Here is a 20368-nt window from a genome sequence, read left to right on the forward strand (position 1 = left end):
AGCTGGCACAGTGGTAGGGGGAACGGTTGCGTTTCCCTGAGCGTTGTGCGGAGCAGTAGGTGCATACGGCGGCTCCGCCGCGCGGGAGGAGGAAAGCGCATGACCTATGACCGATTGGTGTGCGCGAACTGCGCGGCGCCGGTCAGCGAGGGCCGCTGCCCCGTCTGCCGGGCCAACCGCGCGCGGCTGCAGCAGGAAGGCCCCTGGGGCGGTCTGAGCCCGGCGGCGCTGGTGACGCTGCTCGTGGTGCTCGTGGCCGCGGTGGCCCTGCTGGCCCACCAGACCGTCTAGCGACGTCATACGTACGTGGGGCCCGGGGTGCGTCGCACCCCGGGCCCCACGTCGTTCTGATCCGCTACGAAGCAGGTCAGGCGGCCGTACGGCCACCGACCAGGCGCGGCATGAACCGGAAGCCGATGCCACCGGCGATCATCGTCGCGGCACCGAGCAGCAGGAACGTGGTCTCGCCCGCACCGGTCTCGGCGAGCTCGTCCTTGGCCTTGCCCTGCTCGACCGGCTTCGAGCTGACGTTGTCGGTGTCGGTGTTGTCCGGGCACTGGGCGCCGTCGAGCGAGACGGTGCAGGTGCCACCGCTGGTGCTGCCACCGGTGCTGGAGCCGCCCGTGGCGGAGGAGCCGCCGGTGGAGGAGCCCCCGGTGGACCCGCCGGTGGAGCTGCCGCCGGTGGCGGTGGTGCCGCCGGTGCCCGTGGTGCCACCGGTGGACGTGGAGCCGCCCGTGCCGGTCGTACCACCGGTGGCGGTGGAGCCGCCCGTGGTGCTGGTGCCGCCCGTGGAGGACGAGCCACCGGTGGACGAGGAACCGCCCGTGGAGGACGAGCCACCGGTGGACGAGGAACCGCCCGTGGAGGACGAACCGCCGGTGGACGAGCCACCCGTCGAGGACGTCGAACCGCCGGTGGACGAGCTGCCGCCCGTGGACGAGGAACCGCCCGTGGACGACGAACCGCCGGTGGAGGACGACCCGCCCGTGCCGCCGGTGTCGGCGCCGCCGATGCCACCGGTCGAGGACGTCGAACCGCCGGTGGACGAGGAACCGCCCGTGGAGGACGAACCGCCGGTGGACGAGCCGCCCGTCGACGACGTCTCGCCCGTGGTGCTGGTACCGCCCGTGGAGGACGAACCGCCGGTGGACGAGGAGCCACCCGTGGAACCGCCCGTGTCGGCGCCGCCGATGCCACCGACCGTGCCGGTGCCGCCGTCGGCCTCGCCGTCGGCGCCGAGGCCGACCTTCACACCGCTCTTGTCGGCCTCGGCCTTGGCGCTGATGCCGCCGATGTTGACGTCGACACCGACGGCCTGGGCCGCCCCCGCGGCGGTCAGGGACGCGCCTGCCGCGATCACCGCGCCCGCGGCTATCCGTGCAACGCGGACCCGCGTCATTTTCGTCATCTGCCTGCTACCCCCAGTAGCTCAATCGTCATGGAGCAGCGCCCGGGGGCCGCGGGACTGGAGGAGCCGATTTCCGTCGCCCCCGTCACACGCGCCCCGGAAATACGCATGCCGCGCGTCACCCTTCCGCACTCCCGAGAATGACGTCAAGGCCGTTGCGCACGGAATGCCCGGATTAAGGCGACTTGCCCGTCGTACGGGGTTGCGACTGTGACGTAAAAAGGGAACTGCCGCTCAATAAACGGCAGTTCCCTTGTCGACAAAGCCCCGAAAGGGCGTCGGTTACTTCTCCTGCTGCTTGCGCCAGCGAATTCCGGCTTCCAGGAAACCGTCGATCTCGCCGTCCAGAACGGCCTGCGGGTTGCCGACCTCGAACTCGGTGCGCAGGTCCTTGACCATCTGGTACGGGTGCAGGACGTAGGAGCGCATCTGGTTGCCCCAGGAGCTGCCGCCGTCCTTGAGGGCGTCCATCCTGGCCTGCTCCTCCTGGCGGCGGCGCTCGAGGAGCTTGGCCTGGAGGACGTTCATAGCGCTGGCCTTGTTCTGGATCTGCGAGCGCTCGTTCTGACAGGAGACCACGATGCCGGTCGGGATGTGGGTGATGCGCACGGCCGAGTCGGTGGTGTTGACGCCCTGGCCGCCGGGGCCGGAGGCGCGGTACACGTCGACGCGCAGCTCGGACTCGTCGATCTCGACGTGGTCGCTGGTCTCGACGACCGGCAGCACCTCGACGCCCGCGAAGGACGTCTGGCGGCGGCCCTGGTTGTCGAACGGCGAGATGCGCACCAGACGGTGGGTGCCCTGCTCGACGGAGAGCGTTCCGTACGCGTACGGCGCCTTGACCACGAAGGTGGTCGACTTGATGCCGGCCTCTTCCGCGTACGACGTCTCGTAGACCTCGGTCGGGTAGCCGTGGCGCTCGGCCCAGCGCAGGTACATGCGCTGGAGGCGCTCGGCGAAGTCGGAGGCGTCGACGCCGCCCGCCTCGGCGCGGATGTTGACCAGCGCCTCGCGCTCGGCGTACTCGCCGGAGAGCAGGGTGCGGACCTCCATCTCGTCCAGCGCCTTGCGGACCGAGACGAGCTCGGTCTCGGCCTCGGCCAGGGTGTCCGCGTCGTCCATCTCCTGGGCGAGCTCGAAGAGCACCGCGAGGTCGTCGATACGGCCGCGCAGGGTCTCGGTCTTGCGGACCTCCGCCTGGAGGTGCGAAAGCTTGCTCGTGATCTTCTGAGCCGCCTCCGGGTCGTCCCACAGGGACGGCGCGGCGGCCTGCTCCTCGAGCACGGCGATATCTGCCCTCAGCTTGTCGAGGTCCAGGACGGCCTCGATCGACCCCATGGTCGAGGAGAGGGACTTCAGCTCTTCGGATACATCGACGACTGCCACGGGTCCAGCGTAACGGCTGTGCGCAAGGACGTTTCCCCGGCGCCGTGCCAGGGGCGTCGGGGGCGCCTCTACGGGGGCGTCGGCGCCGAGTGCTTGGAGTCCTGCGGGGGCTTGTCGTCCCCGCCCGACGCCACCAGCCAGCCGCCGACCGCCACCGCTGCCGTCAGGGCGACCGCCGAGGCGCCCAGGATCAGGCGGCGTCTGCGGAGCTGGTCGGCGCGGTGGCGGGCCGAGCCGGGGCGGGGGGTGCCCGACGGGCGGGGGGCGCGGGCCGTGCCGAGGGGGCCGCCCGCCAGTTCGTCGGGGGCGGGGACGCGCATGCTGGTGTGGGTGTCGCGGTTGGAGTCCAGGGGGGCGCCCGGCACCAGCGGCACCGCGCCCCGGCGGGGCCTGCCGGAAGGCGACGCGGGCTCCTCGTACACCGGCTCCTCGGGCTCCTCGGCGTCCGGCTCGTCCACGTCCAGCGGCGGCATCCCCGCCACCAGCGGCAGCAGCTCGCGCAGCCGTACGGAGAGCTCGGAGGCGCGCAGCCGGGAGGCCGGGGCCTTGGCGAGGCACTGGACGACCAGCTGCCAGAGCTCGTCGGGGATGCCCGGCAGCGGCACCACGGTCTCGGTGACGTGGCGGCGCAGGACCGCGCCGGGGTGGCCGCCGCCGAAGGGCGTGAAGCCCGCCAGGAGCTCGTACAGGACCGTCGCCAGGGCGTAGATGTCCACCGCCGCCCGGGGCGGCAGGCCCTCGACGATCTCGGGGGCCAGATAGTCGGGCGTGCCGATGATGCGGGTGGCCTTGGTGCGGCGCGGGGTGTCGATCAGCTTCGCCACGCCGAAGTCGGTGAGCAGGGCCGGGTGCGAGCCGCCGGGGCCGAGCGGGCCCTGCATGTCCAGGAGGATGTTCTCGGGCTTGACGTCCCGGTGCACGACTCCGGCCGCGTGCGCCGCGGCCAGGCCGTCGGCCACGTCCGCGACGATCGCCACCGCCGCCTCGGGGGCGAGCCGGCGCTCGCGGTCGAGCCGGGTGCGTACGTCCGTGCCCCGCACCAGGTCCATGACCAGGGCGAGGTCGTTGCCGTCGACGACGAGGTCGCGCACGCCGACGACGTTGGGGTGGTCGAGGCCGAGCAGCGCGGTGCGCTCCTGGACGAAGCGGCCGACCAGCTCCTGGTCGGCGGCGAGGTCCTCGCGCAGCAGCTTGATGGCGACGGGCCCGTCGGGCCCCTCGCCTAGCCACACCGTGCCGGCGCTGCCCCGCCCCAGGATCTGGTGGGCGGTGTACCGGCTGCCGATATTCCGTGCCAAGACTGCTCCCTCAGCGGCTGGCTGTGCACGCCGAGGCTACGCGGCCAGAAGGGCAACCTTCACTTCCGAGGGGGAAATCACCCCCTGGAAGTCGACAAATCCACGAAGTCGGTGTGGCTCACGCCTCGGTTGCGCCCGGTCGCCACCCCGTCAGCCGCTCAGTTGCCGCCGAGTTTGCCGACCCAGCCCGACACCTTGTCGGCCGCGTCGCCGATCGCCTGCCAGTAGCTCTTGCCCTCGGCCACCCAGTCCTGGAGCGGGGTGAGCTCCCAGATCAGCCAGCCCGCCACGAACAGCAGGACGAGCGTGAACAGGCAGCCCTTGAGGCAGCCGAGCCCCGGGATCCGCATCGGGTTGGCGCTGCGGCGGCGCGGCTCGCGGGGCGCGGGGGCCTGCGGCTGCTGCGGCTGGGGCGCCTGCGGCGGCGCGTACTGCTGACGCTGCTGCTGATGCTGGGGCGGCGGCGCGTACTGCTGGTGCTGCGGGGGCTGTGCGTACGGCTGGGGCTGCTGCGGCTGCCGGTACTGCGGGGGCTGCTGCTGCGGGGCGTACTGCTGGGGCCGCTGCTGCTGTTGCGGGTGGGGCTGCTGCGCCTGGCGGTGCGGGCGGCGGCGCAGCGGGTCCTGCTCCGGGTCCAGGTACTGGACCTGCGTCTGCTCGTTGCGGTCGCGGGCCGCCTGGAGCTGGGACTGCCAGGGGTGCGGCTGCTCGGGCTGCTGCGGGTCGGGGCCCTGGCCGTACTGGCCCTGCGGCACCGGCGGCAGCACGGCCGTCGGGTCGGCCGCGCCCCGGTTGGGCAGGACGGCGGTCGGGTCGGCGGCGCCGGGCGTGTTCGGCAGGTACGAGGTCGCGGCATTCGGGTCGTACGAGCCCGCGTTGCTCGGCAGGACCTGCGTCGGGTCGGCCGCGCCGGGCGTCTCGGGGACGGGCGCGGGCGCCGGGTCGGGCGCGAGCAGCGCGCCGACGCCGTCGGCCGCCTCGACCTGGGCCGGGCTGGAGTGCACCCCGATGCCGTCGGCCACGACGCGCAGGGCGCGCGCGAGGTTCTCGGCGCTCGGCCGCTCGTCCGGGTTCTTGCGCAGACAGCGCTCGATGACCGTCCACAGCGGGCCGGGGACGGTGGTGGGGCGGCGCGGCTCCTCGCTCAGGTGCCGGTGCAGCACCTCCAAGGCCGTCCCGCCCGCGAACGGCGGACGCCCGGTGACCAGCTCGTAGATCAGGATTCCGGCGCCGTAGACGTCGACGGCGGAGGTCTGCGGGCGGCCCTCGGCGGACTCCGGCGCCACGTACGCGGGCGTGCCCACGAACTCGTGCGTACGGGTCAGGCCCGGGGAGTCCGCCAGGCGCGCGATGCCGAAGTCGGTGAGCATCGGGTGCATCGCGCCGCCGCGCTCGTCAAGGAGGACGTTGGCGGGCTTCAGGTCGCGGTGGACGACGCCGTCGGCGTGGCTGGCGGCGAGCGCGTCGGCGATCTGCGCGGTGAGCAGGGAGGCGGCGACCGGGGTGAGCGGGCCGTTCTCGCGCAGATAGCGGTGCAGGTCGGGGCCGTCGACCAGGTCCATGACCAGGGCGAGCAGATCGCCCTCGACGACGAGGTCGCGGGTGCGCACGATGTTGGGGTGCGTCAGGCGCAGCAGCACCGACCGCTCGCGCAGGAACCGCATCACGACGTCGGCGTCGTTGGCCAGCTCCTCCTTGAGGACCTTGATCGCGACGGTCTCGCCGGGCTGGCCGGCCACGGCCGCCTCGGCGCCCGCCGCCTCCCGCTGGCTGGCACGCCAGACGGTGCCCGTGGCACCGCGTCCGAGCGGCTCCTCGAGCAAGTACTTGCTGCCTACCGGCCGCACGTCATGCGCTCCCTGCTGGTCTGGCTGGATCCGGGTCTCTTCGGGTGTCCCCCGAGCCGCCCACTGTAGTGCCGCCGACTGTCACGACGTCTGCTGCGACGGCGGTGGCGGCGCGGGCCCCCACGCTCCGGTTGTTCGAAGGGAAGACGTCACCGTCGTACGGAAGGTTGCCGAACGGCCGTGCCGAACCGGGGTGAGCGATTCCGGCGAGGTGCGCAACCGGCCACTTTGCGGCCACATTTGCGTCTAGAGCCGACCATTCAAGATCACTTGGAGGTGGGGGGCGGGCGTGTTGTCAGTGGCAGGTGCGAGGATGCCCTCAGCACGACATGTGTGCCTGGTGGGGGGAATCACAAGGGCCTTTCCCTCCGTGCCCGGCACCCCCGCGCAGAAGGGACCGCCGAGGCGATGCAGATCCGGCTGACCGTCCTCGCGCCGCGCAGCGGCCACGCTGCGGCGCGCGCCTGCGACGTGCTCGTGACCGCGCCCGCCGGGACCGCGCTCGCGGCCGTCGCCTCGGGCCTCGCCACCGCCGCGTCCGGCTCGGAGGTGTCCAGCACGGTGGTGCTCTACGCGGGCCGCGAGCGCCTCGACCCCCAGCGCCGCGTGCTCGGCGAGCCACCGCTGGTCGACGGGGCGGTGCTGTCCCTCTCCGCCCCGGCCGACTCTTCCTCGTACGCGTACGAGGAGCACGAGGAGGCGGCCCCGGCCCGGCTGTGCGTGGTCGCGGGGCCGGACGCGGGCGGGGTCCATCTGCTGCACGGCGGCCAGATCCGCGTCGGCCGCTCGGCGGACGCGGACGTTCCGCTGGACGACCCGGATGTGTCCCGGCTGCACTGCGCGGTCACCGTCGGCGAGGGCGGCCGGGTCTCGGTGGCCGACCTGGGCTCGACGAACGGCACGCGCGTGGACGGCGCCCCGGTCGGCCCGCACCCGGTGCGGCTTCCGGTGGGTGCGCTGCTGCGCCTCGGGGAGTCCGCCCTGCGGCTGAGCACCGGCAACCCGGCTCCTGAGCCGCTGCCGACGGTGCCGGACGGGGAGGGGCACGTCCGGGTGACCCCGGCCGCCTCGCCTCCGCAGCCGCCATCGGGGCCGGTGGCGTACGGGGAGGGCGCCCCGGCGGCCGCGGAGGCGCCCCGGGTGCCGTCCCCGCGCGCGTCGAGCGAGCCGGGCCCGGCCGGACACGGCCCGACGACCCACGGACCCACGACCCACGGCACGGGCTTCACCGGGGAGAGCGGCGGGCGGCCGCACGGGCCGGAAAGCCTCGACCCGGGGCGTACGGAGGGTGGATACGGCACGTACGGCGGCGTGCCCGGGCCGCCCGGCGGAAGCGGCCACGCGCGCGTGCCGGGCGCGCGGCGCACGGACGAGGAGAAGGACACCCGGGGCAGCGACGACCAGGCCTGCGCCCCGGGCGCGAGCAGGCGGGTCGGGACGCCGCCGCGCGGGACCCGGCTGCCCGAGGACGTCGAGCACGCGCGCGCGGACGACGGGGCGCCGTCCCGGCGGCGCGGCGGGATCGGGGCCTGGGCGCGGCGGCTGACCGGCGGGCGCGGTGAGGACGTGCACGAACCGGAGCCCGCCGAGGCCGCGGCCGTGGCGCCGGGCGCGCCGCCCGCGCCGGAGCGGTGGCCCGACCCGGCCGCGCTGCTGCTGACCGCGCTGGGGCCCGGGCCGCGGCTGTGGGAGCGCCGCCCCGGGCACCCGGAGGAGCTGGCGGTCCGGGTCGGGACGGCGGACCGGGGCGAGCTCGCGGCCGTGCCGGTCACCGTGGGGTTGCGGGAGGCCTGCTCGCTCGGGCTCGCCGGCCCCCGCCCCCGGCTGAACGGCCTGGCGAGGGCGGTCGTGGCCCAGCTCGCGGCGCTGCACGCGCCGGCCGACCTGGAGATCGTCCTCATCAGTACGGAGCGCGGCCGCAGCCTCCAGACGCGTACCGCGGAGTGGGGCTGGCTCGGCTGGCTCCCGCATGTGCGGCCCGGGCACGGCCAGGACTGCCGGCTGCTGCTCGCGTACGACCGGGAGCAGGCCACGGCCCGGACGACCGAGCTGGTCCGGCGCCTCGACGACAGCCCGCTGGGGCCGGGCTGGGCGTCCGCCGACGCGGCGGCGGTGGCCGACGCGACCCGCCGCTACTCGGGTCCGTACACGGTAGTGATCGTCGACGGCGACCCCGGCTCGTCCGTGCTGCGCGAGACGACGGCCCGGCTGGCGTCCGCCGGGGGCGCGGCGGGCATCCATCTGCTCTGCCTCGCCGAGACGCCGGCCGCCTCGCCGGTGTCGCCGGTGGAGGCGACGTACGAGTCGGCGTGCGCGGTCTCGCTCCCGTTCCGCGAGTGCGGGGCGGCGGCGCTGCTGAGCGGGGACGTGGCCACGGCGCTGCGGCTGCTGCGCACGGCCGGGGGCCGCCCGGCGGGACACGGCACGCTGGCGGTGGTGGACGCGGTGTCGGTGGCGTGGGCGGAGCGGTTCGCGCGGGCCCTCGCGCCGCTGCGGGCGGGCGACGGGACCAGCGCGCCCGGGCGGCCGCCGGTGGCGCTGCCGCCCTCGTCCCGGCTGCTCGACGAGCTGGGCCTGGCCCGGGCCACCCCGGCGTCCCTGATGGCGCGCTGGGAGTCGGCGCCGGACGGCGCGGTGGTGCTCGGCACCGGGCCGCGCGGCCCGGTCGGCGTCGCCCTCGCCTCCGACGGCCCGCATCTGATGATCGAGGGACCGGCGGGCAGCGGGCGTACGGAGCTGCTGCGGGCGGTCGCCGCGTCGCTGGCGGCGGGGGCGCGGCCGGACCGGCTGGCGCTCGTGCTGGTCGACGGGGCGGGCGGGGAGCGCGGCGAGGGCCTGCGTGCCTGTACCGAACTCCCCCATGTCTCCACGCACTTGGTGGCCTCGGACCCGGTCCGCATGCGGGAGTTCGCGCAGGCGCTGGGGGCGGAGCTGAAGCGGCGGGCGGAGCTGCTGGGGGAGCTGGGCTTCGCGGAGTGGGTGGCGCGGCAGGCGCAGGAGGTGGCGGCGGAGCGGGTGGCCGGGCCGCGGCCGCCGTCCGGCGGCGAGGGGGACGTGGACGCGCCGTCCACCAGCACGCTGCGGCTGCGGCCCCTCGGGCGTACGCGTACGGAGGCGGGGCCGCCGCCGCTGGCCCGTCTCGTCGTCCTGGTGGACGACCTCGACGCGCTGGTCGCGCCCGCGCTCGGCAGCCCCGGGCGGCCCGCCGCGGGGTCGGTGGTGCGGGCGCTCGAAGCGGTGGCGCGGGACGGGGAGCGGCTGGGGGTCCACCTGGTGGCGACCTCGGCCCGGCCGGAGCGTACGGCGGACACGGAGCTGGCGCGGGGGGTGCGGCACGTGGTGCGGCTCGACGCGCCGCCGGTCGTGCCGTCGCCGGAGGAGCCGTCGCCGGGGAGGGGGCGGCTGTTCCTGTCGGACGGATCCGTGACGCCGTTCCAGGGCGGGCGGGTCACCGGGCGGATACCCCGGACGGCGACGCTTCGTCCGACGGTGGTGCCGCTGGAGTGGGAGCGGATGGGGGATCCGCCGGCCCGGCGGCCGGTGCGGGAGCTGGGGAACGGGCCTACGGATCTGGCGTTGCTGGCCAGTGCGCTGGAGAGGGCGGGGAGGGTGGTGCACGCGTCCGCCCCGACGGGCCTTTAGGCCCCCACCCCGCCCCTTCCCTAAACCCTCCGGGGGTGGGTGGGGGTGGAGGTGGCGCTCCCGGGGCTATGCCCCGGACCCCGGGGTCCGCGTTCGTCTGCGGACCGTCCCCAACTGGTCGCGCAGTTCCCCGCGCCCCTTAAATGCGCCCCTGCGGGGCGCTCCTGTAGGGGCGCGGGGAACTGCGCGAGCAACCCACCACAGCCCGCAGACGACCGACGCTTTTAGGGGCGCGGGGAACTGCGCGACCAGCCCACCACCCACCCGCAGACAAACAACAATCCCCCTGACGGGACGTCACAAGCCCATCACGATCGGCCAGTTGGGATCGATCGAGCTATTGCGGGGCACCCGCACCCGGCGTAGGACTGTCCGGACGGGACGACCTCGGCGGCGGGAGGCGGCACCATGCGTACAGGCATGCGTACAGGCACGCGGACAGGTCGGAAGTTGGCCGGGATTGCCATCGTCGGGGCGCTCGCGCTCACCGCCACCGCCTGCGGGGACGACAAGAAGGACGACGGCGCGAAGGCGGAGAAGAGCAAGTCCGGCAGCCCCGCCGGAGCCGTCGCCCTGCCCCGGCTCGACGGGCAGAAGATCGAGGTCGCCGCCGTCTGGACCGGGCCCGAGCAGGCCAACTTCGTCAAGGTGCTGAAGGAGTTCGAGAGCCGGACCGGCGCCACCGTCACCTTCGTCCCCGCCCAGGACCCCATCGTCAACTTCCTCGGCACGAAGATCGCCGGTGGGAGTCCCCCCGACGTGGCGATGCTGCCGCAGGTCGGGGCCATCCAGCAGGCCGTGCAGAAGAAGTGGGTCAAGCCGGTCGGCCCGGAGGCCAAGGCGCAGCTCGCCAAGAACTACGCCAAGGTCTGGCAGGACCTCGGCGCGGTCGACGGCACCCAGTACGCCGTGTATTTCAAAGCCGCCAACAAGTCCCTGGTTTGGTACAACAGTAAGGTTTTCGAGGCCGCTGGGGCGCAGGTGCCGAAGACCTGGAAGGACTTCCTCGCCACCGCCGACACCGTCTCCGCCTCCGGCGTCACCCCCGTCTCCGTCGGCGGCGCCGACGGCTGGACCCTCACCGACTGGTTCGAGAACGTCTACCTCTCCCAGGCGGGGCCCGAGAAGTACGACCAGCTGGCCAAGCACCAGATCAAGTGGACCGACCCGTCCGTCAAGGACGCCCTGACCACCCTCGGCCAGCTCTTCGGCAAGCCCGACCTCATCGCGGGCGGCGCGACCGGCGCCCTCCAGACCGAGTTCCCCGCCTCCGTCACCCAGACCTTCACCGGCGGCGACCAGCCCAAGGCCGCGATGGTCTTCGAGGGGGACTTCGTCAGCGTCAACATCGCGCAGGCCGGCGCGAAGGTCGGGACGGACGCCAAGGTCTTCCCCTTCCCCGCCGTCGGCGCCACCGCGCCCGTCGTCACCGGCGGGGATGCCGCTGTCGCCCTCAAGGACACCAAGGGCGCCCAGGCCCTGCTGACCTGGCTCGCCTCCCCGGACGCCGCCAAGGTGTGGGCCGCCGCGGGCGGTTACATCTCGCCCAACAAGGCCGCCGACCTCGCCGCGTACCCCAATGACGTACAGCGTGACATCGCCAAGGCGCTGATCGCGGCCGGGGACGACGTGCGGTTCGACATGTCCGACCAGGCGCCGCAGTCCTTCGGCGGGACGCCCGGGAAGGGCGAGTGGAAGGACCTCCAGGACTTCCTGAAGAACCCGAAGGACGTCGCCGGCGCGCAGGCCAGGCTGGAGGCCGACGCGGCCGCGGCGTACAAGAGCTGAGCGGGCCGCCCGCCGTGACCGCCGCCCCCGCGCCGGCCCCCCGCGCCCGCAAGAGCGTGACCGGGACACGTACCTACCTCGCCGCCGGGTTCCTGCTGCCCGCGCTCATCCTGCTCGGCGCGCTCGTGGTCTATCCGATCGGGTACTCCGTCTACCGCTCGTTCTTCGACCAGTCGGGCGACGGCTTCGCCGGGGTCGACAACTACAAGACGCTCTTCACCGACGACACCATCCTGACCGCCGTCGAGAACAACGCGATCTGGGTGGTCTGCGCCCCGACGATCGCGACCGTACTCGGGCTGATCTTCGCCGTACTGACCGAACGGGTGCGCTGGGGAACGGCGTTCAAGCTGATCGTCTTCATGCCGATGGTGATCTCGATGCTGGCCGCGGGGATCATCTTCCGGCTGGTGTACGAGCAGGACCCGGACCGGGGCGTCGCCAACGCCGTCTGGGTGGGGGTGCACGACACGTTCGCCGAGTCGGCCGGGTTCCCGCGGGCCCATCCGCTGCCCGCCGCCCCGCTCAAGCCGGGCGGCGGCGGTTCCTTCGTGACCAAGGACGCGGTCCGCGCCGGGCAGCCCGCGCTGCTCCCGCTCGTCGGGGTCGCCGCCGACAAGATGCCCTCGTCCGCGAAGGCGGCGAAGGCCGCGGCCGCCGAACCCGGCGAGATCACCGGCACCGCCTGGCTCGACTTCACCAAAGGGGGCGGCAGCACCCCCAACACCATCGACTCCAAGGAGCTCGGCCTCAAGGGCCTCAAGATCGAAGCGGTACGGGACGGTCAGGTCGTCGCCACCGCCACCGCGCGCGCCGACGGTACGTTCACCCTGCCCGCCAAGGCCGACGGGGCCCAACTGCGGCTGCCCCGCAGCAACTTCCGCGAGCCCTACAACGGGGTGAACTGGCTCGGCCCGACCCTCGTCACCCCCGCCATCATCGGCTCGTACATCTGGATGTGGGCCGGGTTCGCGATGGTGCTCATCGCGGCCGGGCTCGCCGGGCTGCCGCGCGAACTGCTGGAAGCGGCGCGGGTGGACGGCGCCAACGAGTGGCAGGTCTTCCGGCGGGTGACCGTGCCGCTGCTCGCGCCCGTCCTCGCCGTCGTCCTCGTCACGCTGATGATCAACGTGCTGAAGATCTTCGACCTGATCTTCATCATCGCGCCCGGCTCCAGCCAGGACGACGCCAATGTGCTGGCGCTCCAGCTCTACCGCTCGTCGTTCGGCACGGACGCGGACCTCGGCGTCGGCAGCGCGATCGCGGTCCTGCTGCTGGTCCTGGTCGTACCGGTGATGCTCTTCAACATCCGCAGGATGCGGCGGGAGGCCCGGCGATGACAGTCGTGGGAGTCGTCAAGGCCAAGCAGTCGCTGCCCGCCCGGATCGCCGCCCGGGCCGGCGGCGGCGCGTTGCGCGTCTTTCTCATCCTCGTCGGGCTCTTCTGGCTGATGCCGACCGTCGGGCTGCTGCTCTCCTCGCTGCGCAGCCCTTCCGACATCGCCTCCACCGGCTGGTGGAAGATCTTCAGCGAGCCGTCCCAGCTCACCTTCCACAACTACTCGAACCTGCTGGACAACAGCACGATCACCGACTCGCTGCTGTCCACCGTCGTGATCACCGTGCCCGCGACCGTCCTGGTCGTCGTCATCGGCTCGTTCGCCGGATACGCCTTCGCCTGGATGGACTTCCCCGGCCGCGACTGGTGGTTCATGGTCGTGGTGAGCCTGCTCGTCGTCCCGGTCCAGGTCGCCCTCGTACCGGTCGCCAAGCTCTTCGGCGAGATCGGGATCTTCGAGACGACGGTCGGTGTCATCACCTTCCACGTCGCCTTCGGCCTGCCCTTCGCGATCTTCCTGCTGCGGAACTTCTTCGCGGAGATCCCCCGGGAGCTGCTTGAAGCCGCACGGCTCGACGGGGCGGGCGAGATCCGCCTGTTCACCCGGGTCGTGCTGCCGCTGGGCGGCCCGGCGATCGCCTCGCTCGGCATCTTCCAGTTCCTCTGGGTCTGGAACGACATGCTGGTCGCGCTGATCTTCGCGGACTCCAAGCACCCGCCGATCACGGTCGCCCTCCAGCAGCAGGTACGGCAGTTCGGCAACAACATCGACGTCCTGGCGCCCGGCGCCTTCGTGTCCATGGTCATCCCGCTGGCCGTCTTCTTCGCCTTCCAGCGCCAGTTCGTGTCGGGGGTGATGGCGGGCGCCGTCAAGTGACCGGCGTCAAACGGGCAAGCACCCCACGTCAAACGGGCGCCGCGGCTTTACCCCGTCTGCCGCCACCGGCGTAACCCGGTCGCGCCATCCGCCGTTCTACGGGCCATGCCCCGGTTCAGCGTGATCGTTCCCGTGTACAAGGTCCAGGCCTATCTCCACGACTGCCTGGGCTCGGTGCTCAGCCAGTCGTACGACGATCTGGAACTGATCGCGGTGGACGACTGCTCACCCGACGCGTGCGGCGCGATCATCGACGAACACGCCGCCCGCGACCGCCGCGTCACCGCCGTGCACCTGGACGCCAACACCGGCCTCGGCCCCGCCCGCAACGCCGGACTCGCCCACGCCACCGGCGACTACGTCGTCTTCCTCGACGGCGACGACACGCTCACCCCGGGCGCCCTCCAGGCCGTCGCGGACCGGCTCAAGGAGACCGGCGACCCGGACGTGCTGCTCTACGACTACGCGCGCACGTTCTGGTCGGGCGAGCGGGTCCGCAACAAGTCGGCCGCCCAGCTCGCCGAGGCCGGGCCCGCCACGTTCCGCCTCGCGGACCGGCCGGGGCTGCTCAAGCTGCTCAGCGTGGTGTGGAACAAGGCGTACCGCCGCGAGTTCATCGAGGAGCAGGGCTTCAGCTTCACGCCCGGCTTCTACGAGGACGCGCCCTGGACGTACCCCGCGCTGATGGCCGCCGACTCGCTCACCACGCTCGACCGGGTCTGCGTCCACTACCGCCAGCGCCGCCAGGGCAGCATCCTGTCCACCACCAGCCGCAGCCACTTCGACCTCTTCGACCAGTACGACCGGGTGTTCGCGTTCATCGACGCCCGGCCCGAACTGGCCCCGCTGCGGCCGCTGATCTTCCGGAAGATGGCCGACCACTTCCTGACCGTGTTCACCACCCGGGTGCGGCTGCCGCGCGGCAGCCGCGCCGAGTTCTTCCGCCGCGCCCGCGCCCAGTACCGCCGCCACCACTCCCCCGGCGGCGGCCCGCGCACCCTCCGCGTCCGAGTGCGGCACGGTCTGGTCCGGCTCGGCGCCCACCGCACCTATCTGGGCCTGGGGGCGCTCAACGCGCTGCGCGCCCGCGCGGGCCGCCCGCTGCGCGCGCTCGACCGCGCTCTGCGCTCCGGAGTGCTCCAGTTGCACTACCGGGTCCAGCGGCGGCTGCCGGTGCGGGAGGAGGCGGTCTTCAGCGCGTACGGGAACAGGGGCTACGCCTGCAACCCGGCCGCGATCGAGGCGAAGGTGCGCGAGCTGGTGCCCCGGGTGCGCACCGCGTGGGTGGCCGCGCCCGCGCACCTGCACACGGTGCCGCCCGCCACCCGCAAGGTGGCGCCGGACACCTTCGCGTACTGGACGGCGCTCGCCCGGGCCAAGTACCTGGTCAGCAATGTGGAGTTCGACGGCCGGCTGGTCAAGCGGGACGGCCAGGTGCTGCTCCAGACCCACCACGGCACCCCGCTCAAGACCATGGGCCTGGACCTGATGGACCGCCCGGCCGCCGCCCGCGACACCGACTTCGCGCATCTGGTGGCCCGCAGCGACAAGTGGGACTTCAGTCTCTCCGCCAACCTCCACTCCACGCTCACCTGGGAGCGCACCTACCCCTCGGGCTACACCACGCTCGAATACGGCTACCCCCGCAACGACGTCTTCCACGAGGCGAGCGCGGCCGACGTGGCCCGGTTCCGCGACTCCCTGGGCATCCCCGCCGACGCCACCGCCGTCCTGTACGCGCCGACCCACCGCGACTACCGGCGCGGCCAGCACCGCCCGCTCGACCTGGAGCGCGTGGCCCGCACGCTCGGCCCGGAGGTCGTCCTGCTGACCCGCGCGCACTTCGCGTACGGGGCGCCGCTGGCGGACGAGGGCGTGCACCCCCGGATCATCGACGTCAGCGGGCACCCGTCGGTCGAGCAGCTGTGCCTGGCCGCGGACGCGCTGATCACCGACTACTCGTCGCTGATGTTCGACTACGCCAACCTGGACCGCCCGATCGTCATCCACGCCGACGACTGGGAGGCGTACGAGGCGGCTCGCGGCACCTACTTCGACCTGCGGGCGTTCCCGCCGGGCGCGGTCGCCCGCACCGAGGACGAGCTGATCGACATCTTCACCACGGGCCACTGGCGCGGCTCCCGCTCGGCCCAGCTCCGGGCGGCGTTCCGGTCCCGCTTCTGCCCGTACGACGACGGGCACGCGGCGGAGCGGGTGGTACGACGGGTGTTCCTGGACCAGCCCGACGGGCTGCCCCCGGTAACCCCTCCGGAGGACCGCCGCCCGGCCCCCTCGGCGGCCCTGCCCACGACCGCGGTCCAACGAGAACTGGCGGGCTTGGTCTAGGACCCCGGTGATTCGACTGCGGGCCGTCGCGGGCTGGTCGCGCAGTTCCCCGCGCCCCTAAACCCCCGCTGCCTCCGCTGTGGGCATTCGTGCCGCTTAGGGCGGCACGGGTGGGCACAGCGGCACCCCGTCCCGGGCCCCTCCGCTCCCCGCCTGTACGTGCAGTGATTCGTCTGCGGGAGCGTCGTGGCTGGTCGCGCAGTTCCCCGCGCCCCTTATAGGGCCTTCGGCCCCCCGAAAAGAGGTCCCGTTGCCCCGTTTCACCGTCGTCGTCCCCGTCCACGACGCCCGCGGGCTGCTCCGCGAGTGCATGGAGTCCGTGCTGCGGCAGCGACCCGCCGACATCGAGGTCATCGGCGTCGACGACGGCTCGACGGACGGCTCGGGGCGGCTGCTCGACGAGCTGGCCGCCGCCGACCCTCGCGTCCGGGCGATCCACCTGGCCGCCCCCGTCAGCGCGGGCGAGCGCCGAGACGCCGGAGCGGGCCAGGCCCGCGGGGAGTACCTGCTCTTCCTGGAGCCGGGCCTCGTCCAGCTCCCCGGCGCGCTCGACGCGATCGACGCACGTCTGAAGGCCGCCGAGGACCCGGACGTCCTGCTCTTCGGCCACCTGCGCACCCCCTTCCTCGGCACCCCCGAACCCACCCGCTCCCTCGACGTCCTACGGGCCGCCGGGGACGCGGTCACCACGGCGTCCGCCCGCCCGGACCTGCTCACCGTGGCCCCGGTGAGCTGGAACCGGGCGGTCCGGCGCGAGTTCTGGCGCGACGGAGGTCTGCGGTTCGGTTCGGGCGAGCGGGCCGAGGCGATGTGGGCCCTCGGCTCACTCGTCGCGGCCGGATCCGTGGCCGCCCTGGCCACCCCGTGCGTCGACCACCGCCAGCAGCGCCCGCTCCCGGGGCCGCACCGGGACCCCCGCGAGGTCGTCACCGCGTACGACACCGTGCTCGCGGACGTCACCGCCCGCCCCGCCACCGAGCCCCTGCGCGGACCGCTGTACGCCCTGGCCGTACGGGAGTTGCTGAAGACCTACGCGGGCGTGCGCAAGCAAAGACGGGCGTACGTCCGGGCCGTCGCCGCCTTCAGCCGGACCCACCGGCCCGCCGGGCACCGGGCGGGCGGCGGCCGGTCCGGCCTGCGCGCGCGGCTGCTCACCGACGGCCGGGCCCGCACGCTGGCCGCGCTCGACCACGCCCTCGCCGCCCGCCGCAAGCTGCGCTGCCGCGTCCGCGCCCTGCGCAAGTCCGCACTCCGCACGGCGTTCCGGCACTACTACCACCTCCAGCGGCTGCTCCCGCTCGACCCGGGGCTCGCGGTGTACGCCTCGTACTGGAACCGGGGCGTGAGCTGCAACCCGGCGGCCGTCCACCGCAAGGCCGCCGAACTCGCCCCGCACATCAGGGGCGTGTGGGTGGTCGGCAAGGCGGAGGCGGCGGACGGGCACGCCTTCGTGCTGCCGGACACCCTGGCGTACTGGCGGCTGATGGCCCGTGCCACGTACTTCGTCAACAACGTCAACTTCCCCGACCACCTGGTCAAGCGCCCGGGCCAGCGGCACCTCCAGACCCACCACGGCACCCCGCTCAAGCGCATGGGCCTGGACCAGCTCGCGCACCCGGCCGCCGCCAAGGGCTTCAGCTTCCTCCGGTTCCTGGGCCGCGTCGACCGCTGGGACTGGTCGCTGTCCGCCAACCCGCACTCCACCGAGACCTGGTCGCGTGTCTACCCGAGCGCGGTGCGGCACCTGGAGTCCGGCTATCCGCGCAACGACGTGTACGCGACGGCGACCGCCGAGTCCGTCGCCGCCGCCCGCGACGCGCTCGGCATCGCGCCGGGCCGCCGCGCGATCCTGTACGCGCCGACCCACCGCGAGTACGAGCGCGGCTTCACCGGCGCCCTGGACCTGGTCCGCGTCGCCGACGCGCTGGGCCCCGACACCCTGCTGCTGGTGCGCGCCCACTACTTCCACGCGTCGGCCGGGCTGCCCGAGCACCCCGGGCTGCTCGACGTCTCGGCGCACCCCCGGGTCGAGGAGCTGTGCCTGGCGGCGGACGCGCTGGTCACGGACTACTCGTCAGTGATGTTCGACTACGCCAACCTGGACCGCCCGATCGTCGTCCACGCCCCCGACTGGGAGGTGTACCGCACGGTCCGGGGCGTCACCTTCGACCTCCTGTCGGGGCGCTCGGGAGACACCCCGGGCGCGGTCACCACCAGCACGGACGAGCTGATCTCCTGCTTCCGGGACGGCGGTTGGGACAGCCGGGCCAACGCCGGGCTGCGGGCCGCCTTCCGGGAGCGGTTCTGCCCGTACGACGACGGGCGCGCCGCCGAGCGCGTGGTGCGCACGGTGTTCCTGGGCGAGCCGGCCGACGCGCTGCCGCCGGTGGAGCCCGCCCGGCGCACGGTCCCGCCGCAGCCGGACGCCCGCCGGGTCAGCCCTGCTGGCCGGCCATCACCGTGACCAGCCCGACGACCACGAGCAGCGAGCCCGCCCACGTCCACACCGACGTCCGCTCGTGCAGCACGGTCGAGCTCGCCAGCACGATCAGCAGGTACCCCAGGGCGTTGAAGGGGTACGCGACGGACAGCGGCACGCGGGCCAGCGTCGACATCCAGGCGACGGCCGAGACGGCGAAGACGACCAGCCCGACCACGATCCACGGACTGGTGGCGGCCCGCAGCGCGATCGAGCCGCCGCCCCGCTCCACGGCGGCAGCGGCGCTGCGCATGCCGTGCTTGAGCATGATCTGACCGCCCGCCGAGGAGAACACCGCGAAGAGCAGCAGGGCGAGGCTGGACAGGTTCAACGTCCTACTCCTGACCGGGACTTCGGAGCGGTCTTCAGACACCGACGCGGTCGGCGGCGGGGGTGTACTGACGGTTGAGGATGTCCTGTACATCGACGTGCTCCCCAGCGATGATCGTCTCCGCCGCGTGCGGCGTGAGCAGGGCGATGTGCTGATAGCCGAAGAGGGTCGGCCGCAGCCGCACGAGCAGCCGGGACAGACCGCCGAGCGCCCCCGCCACCGCGCGCCCCACCAGGCCCGTCCCGCCGAGCAGCGCCCAGAAGGGCGCCCCGGTCGAGGTCGTGGCGAGGATGTCGTAGCCCGCGCCCTGGACCGTGCGGCGCAGGCTGGCGCGGGTGAAGAAGCGCAGGTGCGTCTCGTCGAGGATGCCGCGCCGGTCGTACCCGAACAACCCGAGGACGACGCGCAGCCGGGCGTACCAGTGGCTGAAGTTCGGTACGGAGAGCAGCACATGTCCGCCCGGGCGCAGCACGCGGGCGATCTCGGCGAGGACGCGCTCGGGCCGGGAGAGGTGCTCGATGACGTCCCCGGCGACCACGTAGTCGTACCCTCGTCCGATCTCCTCGGGCAGGCCCTCCTCCAGGTCCGCCAGGAAGAAGCGGGTGCAGCGCTCGCGCACGCCCGGCACCTCGACGCGGTCGACGCCGGTCACCTCGTGGCCCAGCGCCTCCAGGCGTTCGGCGAAGAGTCCGCCGGAGCAGCCGAGGTCCAGGACGCGCCCGGGCGGGAGGGCGCGCATGCGGTCCAGGATGACGGAGTGGGAGGAGCCGTCGCCCTCCTTGAAGGCGTAGCCGTCGGGCTTGGGGATCCATGGGCAGGTGCCGAACCCCTTGGCCGCGAGCCGGTATTCGAGGACGTCCTTCACCACGTCCTTGGCGTATCTGAGCCCGTTGACGTAACAGATCTCGTCGCCGTAGTAGGTGGGGATGGGGATTTCCCGGATGCGCATTCCCGCGTCGATGAGCTGGACGATGATCTGGGTGTCGAAGTCGAAGGCGTCGGTGTTGCGCTCGATGGGGAGGCGGCGCAGGGCGGCGACGCTGTAGGCGCGGTAGCCCGAGTGGAACTCGGTGAGCCGGGAGCCGAGCAGGGAGTTCTCCAGCCGGGTGAGGATACGGTTCCCCAGCCATTTGTAGAGCGGCATTCCGCCGCGCAGGGCGCCGCCCCGGGCCATCATGCGCGAGCCGAACACGGCGTCGGCCTCGCCCTCGACGATGGGCGCGACCATCTCGGGGAGGAGTTCGGGGGCGTACTGCCCGTCGCCGTGCAGCAGCACGACGATGTCGAGCCCGCGCTCAGCGGCGAGCGCGTACCCGGCCTTCTGGTTCCCGCCGTATCCGAGGTTCTTGGTGTGCCGCATGACGACGGTACGGGGCATGCCCTCGGCCTGCGACCAGCGGCAGCCGGCGGTGAAGGTGCCGTCGTGGCTGGCGTCGTCGAGGATGAGGATCTCGTCGATACGGGAGCGGAAGTCGGCCGGGATCCGGTCGAGGGTCTTCTCCAGCGTGGTCTCGGCGTTGTAGGCGACGACGAGGATGCCGATGCGGGGGTTTTGACCTGAGCGGTCGACGGCTTCGGGGGTACGGGCCGGGGTCGGCTGCACGGGCGTCTCCAGGGGTGACGTG

13 protein-coding genes are annotated in these 20368 nt (G+C 73.3%); 7 read left to right on the top strand and 6 right to left on the bottom strand.

Annotation, left to right across the window (positions count from 1 at the left end; all coding sequences use genetic code 11):
- The first annotated feature begins 99 nt into the window (after positions 1–99).
- Positions 100–291: a hypothetical protein gene (locus IE252_RS25865; RefSeq protein WP_190091860.1), complete on the top strand. Its 192-nt coding sequence runs from the start codon at positions 100–102 to the stop codon at positions 289–291.
- A 76-nt stretch (positions 292–367) separates the two neighbouring features.
- Here IE252_RS25865 and IE252_RS25870 read toward each other — a convergent pair whose 3' ends face one another.
- The 4 genes from IE252_RS25870 to IE252_RS25885 all read right to left on the bottom strand — a co-directional run bounded on the left by IE252_RS25870 (position 368) and on the right by IE252_RS25885 (position 5942).
- Positions 368–1411, bottom strand: a complete 1044-nt coding sequence (locus IE252_RS25870) for a hypothetical protein (RefSeq protein ID WP_190091861.1) — start codon at positions 1409–1411, stop codon at positions 368–370.
- A gap of 282 nt (positions 1412–1693) precedes the next feature.
- A complete protein-coding gene (prfB, locus tag IE252_RS25875; RefSeq protein ID WP_190091862.1) occupies positions 1694–2797 on the bottom strand; it encodes a peptide chain release factor 2 in 1104 nt (367 codons plus the stop codon).
- Between the two features lie 68 nt (positions 2798–2865).
- Positions 2866–4095, bottom strand: a complete 1230-nt coding sequence (locus IE252_RS25880; RefSeq protein WP_190091863.1) for a serine/threonine-protein kinase — start codon at positions 4093–4095, stop codon at positions 2866–2868.
- A gap of 158 nt (positions 4096–4253) precedes the next feature.
- Complete coding sequence (locus IE252_RS25885) at positions 4254–5942, bottom strand: serine/threonine-protein kinase (protein WP_190091864.1); 1689 nt, start codon at positions 5940–5942, stop codon at positions 4254–4256.
- Between the two features lie 408 nt (positions 5943–6350).
- Here IE252_RS25885 and IE252_RS25890 point away from each other — a divergent pair, with 408 nt between their 5' ends.
- From IE252_RS25890 to IE252_RS25915, 6 genes are all read left to right on the top strand, one after another.
- Positions 6351–9584, top strand: a complete 3234-nt coding sequence (locus IE252_RS25890; protein ID WP_190091865.1) for an FtsK/SpoIIIE domain-containing protein — start codon at positions 6351–6353, stop codon at positions 9582–9584.
- Positions 9585–10004: 420 nt separating this feature from the next.
- Positions 10005–11372, top strand: coding sequence for an ABC transporter substrate-binding protein (locus IE252_RS25895; protein WP_190091866.1), 1368 nt, complete (start codon positions 10005–10007; stop codon positions 11370–11372).
- Complete coding sequence (locus IE252_RS25900; protein ID WP_229848798.1) at positions 11369–12712, top strand: carbohydrate ABC transporter permease; 1344 nt, start codon at positions 11369–11371, stop codon at positions 12710–12712. Before IE252_RS25895 ends, IE252_RS25900 begins: the two co-directional genes overlap by 4 nt.
- Positions 12709–13587, top strand: a complete 879-nt coding sequence (locus IE252_RS25905; RefSeq protein WP_190091868.1) for a carbohydrate ABC transporter permease — start codon at positions 12709–12711, stop codon at positions 13585–13587. Before IE252_RS25900 ends, IE252_RS25905 begins: the two co-directional genes overlap by 4 nt.
- A 105-nt stretch (positions 13588–13692) precedes the next feature.
- On the top strand, positions 13693–15933 hold the full coding sequence (locus tag IE252_RS25910) for a bifunctional glycosyltransferase/CDP-glycerol:glycerophosphate glycerophosphotransferase (RefSeq protein WP_190091869.1): 2241 nt from the start codon (positions 13693–13695) through the stop codon (positions 15931–15933).
- Between the two features lie 250 nt (positions 15934–16183).
- Positions 16184–18397 (top strand): bifunctional glycosyltransferase/CDP-glycerol:glycerophosphate glycerophosphotransferase, encoded by a 2214-nt coding sequence (locus IE252_RS25915; protein ID WP_190091870.1) that lies wholly within the window; start codon positions 16184–16186, stop codon positions 18395–18397.
- Here the strand turns inward: IE252_RS25915 and IE252_RS25920 are convergent.
- Positions 18369–18743 carry a DMT family transporter gene (locus tag IE252_RS25920; protein WP_229848788.1) on the bottom strand — a complete coding sequence of 125 codons (375 nt, stop codon included), beginning with the start codon at positions 18741–18743 and terminating at the stop codon, positions 18369–18371. The genes IE252_RS25915 and IE252_RS25920 overlap by 29 nt on opposite strands.
- 34 nt (positions 18744–18777) lie before the next feature.
- On the bottom strand, positions 18778–20346 hold the full coding sequence (locus IE252_RS25925) for a bifunctional glycosyltransferase/class I SAM-dependent methyltransferase (protein WP_229848789.1): 1569 nt from the start codon (positions 20344–20346) through the stop codon (positions 18778–18780).
- Positions 20347–20368: the final 22 nt, after the last annotated feature.

The sequence above is a fragment of the Streptomyces melanogenes genome (genome assembly GCF_014649795.1).
Lineage (GTDB): Bacteria > Actinomycetota > Actinomycetes > Streptomycetales > Streptomycetaceae > Streptomyces > Streptomyces noboritoensis.

Bases quoted from the DNA above. Each gene is read 5' to 3' on its own strand.
- IE252_RS25865 (WP_190091860.1), top strand. From the start codon at position 100: ATGACCTATGACCGATTGGTGTGCGCGAACTGCGCGGCGCCGGTCAGC.
- IE252_RS25870 (WP_190091861.1), bottom strand. From the start codon at position 1,411: ATGACGAAAATGACGCGGGTCCGCGTTGCACGGATAGCCGCGGGCGCG.
- IE252_RS25890 (WP_190091865.1), top strand. From the start codon at position 6,351: ATGCAGATCCGGCTGACCGTCCTCGCGCCGCGCAGCGGCCACGCTGCG.
- IE252_RS25895 (WP_190091866.1), top strand. From the start codon at position 10,005: ATGCGTACAGGCACGCGGACAGGTCGGAAGTTGGCCGGGATTGCCATC.
- IE252_RS25905 (WP_190091868.1), top strand. From the start codon at position 12,709: ATGACAGTCGTGGGAGTCGTCAAGGCCAAGCAGTCGCTGCCCGCCCGG.
- IE252_RS25910 (WP_190091869.1), top strand. From the start codon at position 13,693: ATGCCCCGGTTCAGCGTGATCGTTCCCGTGTACAAGGTCCAGGCCTAT.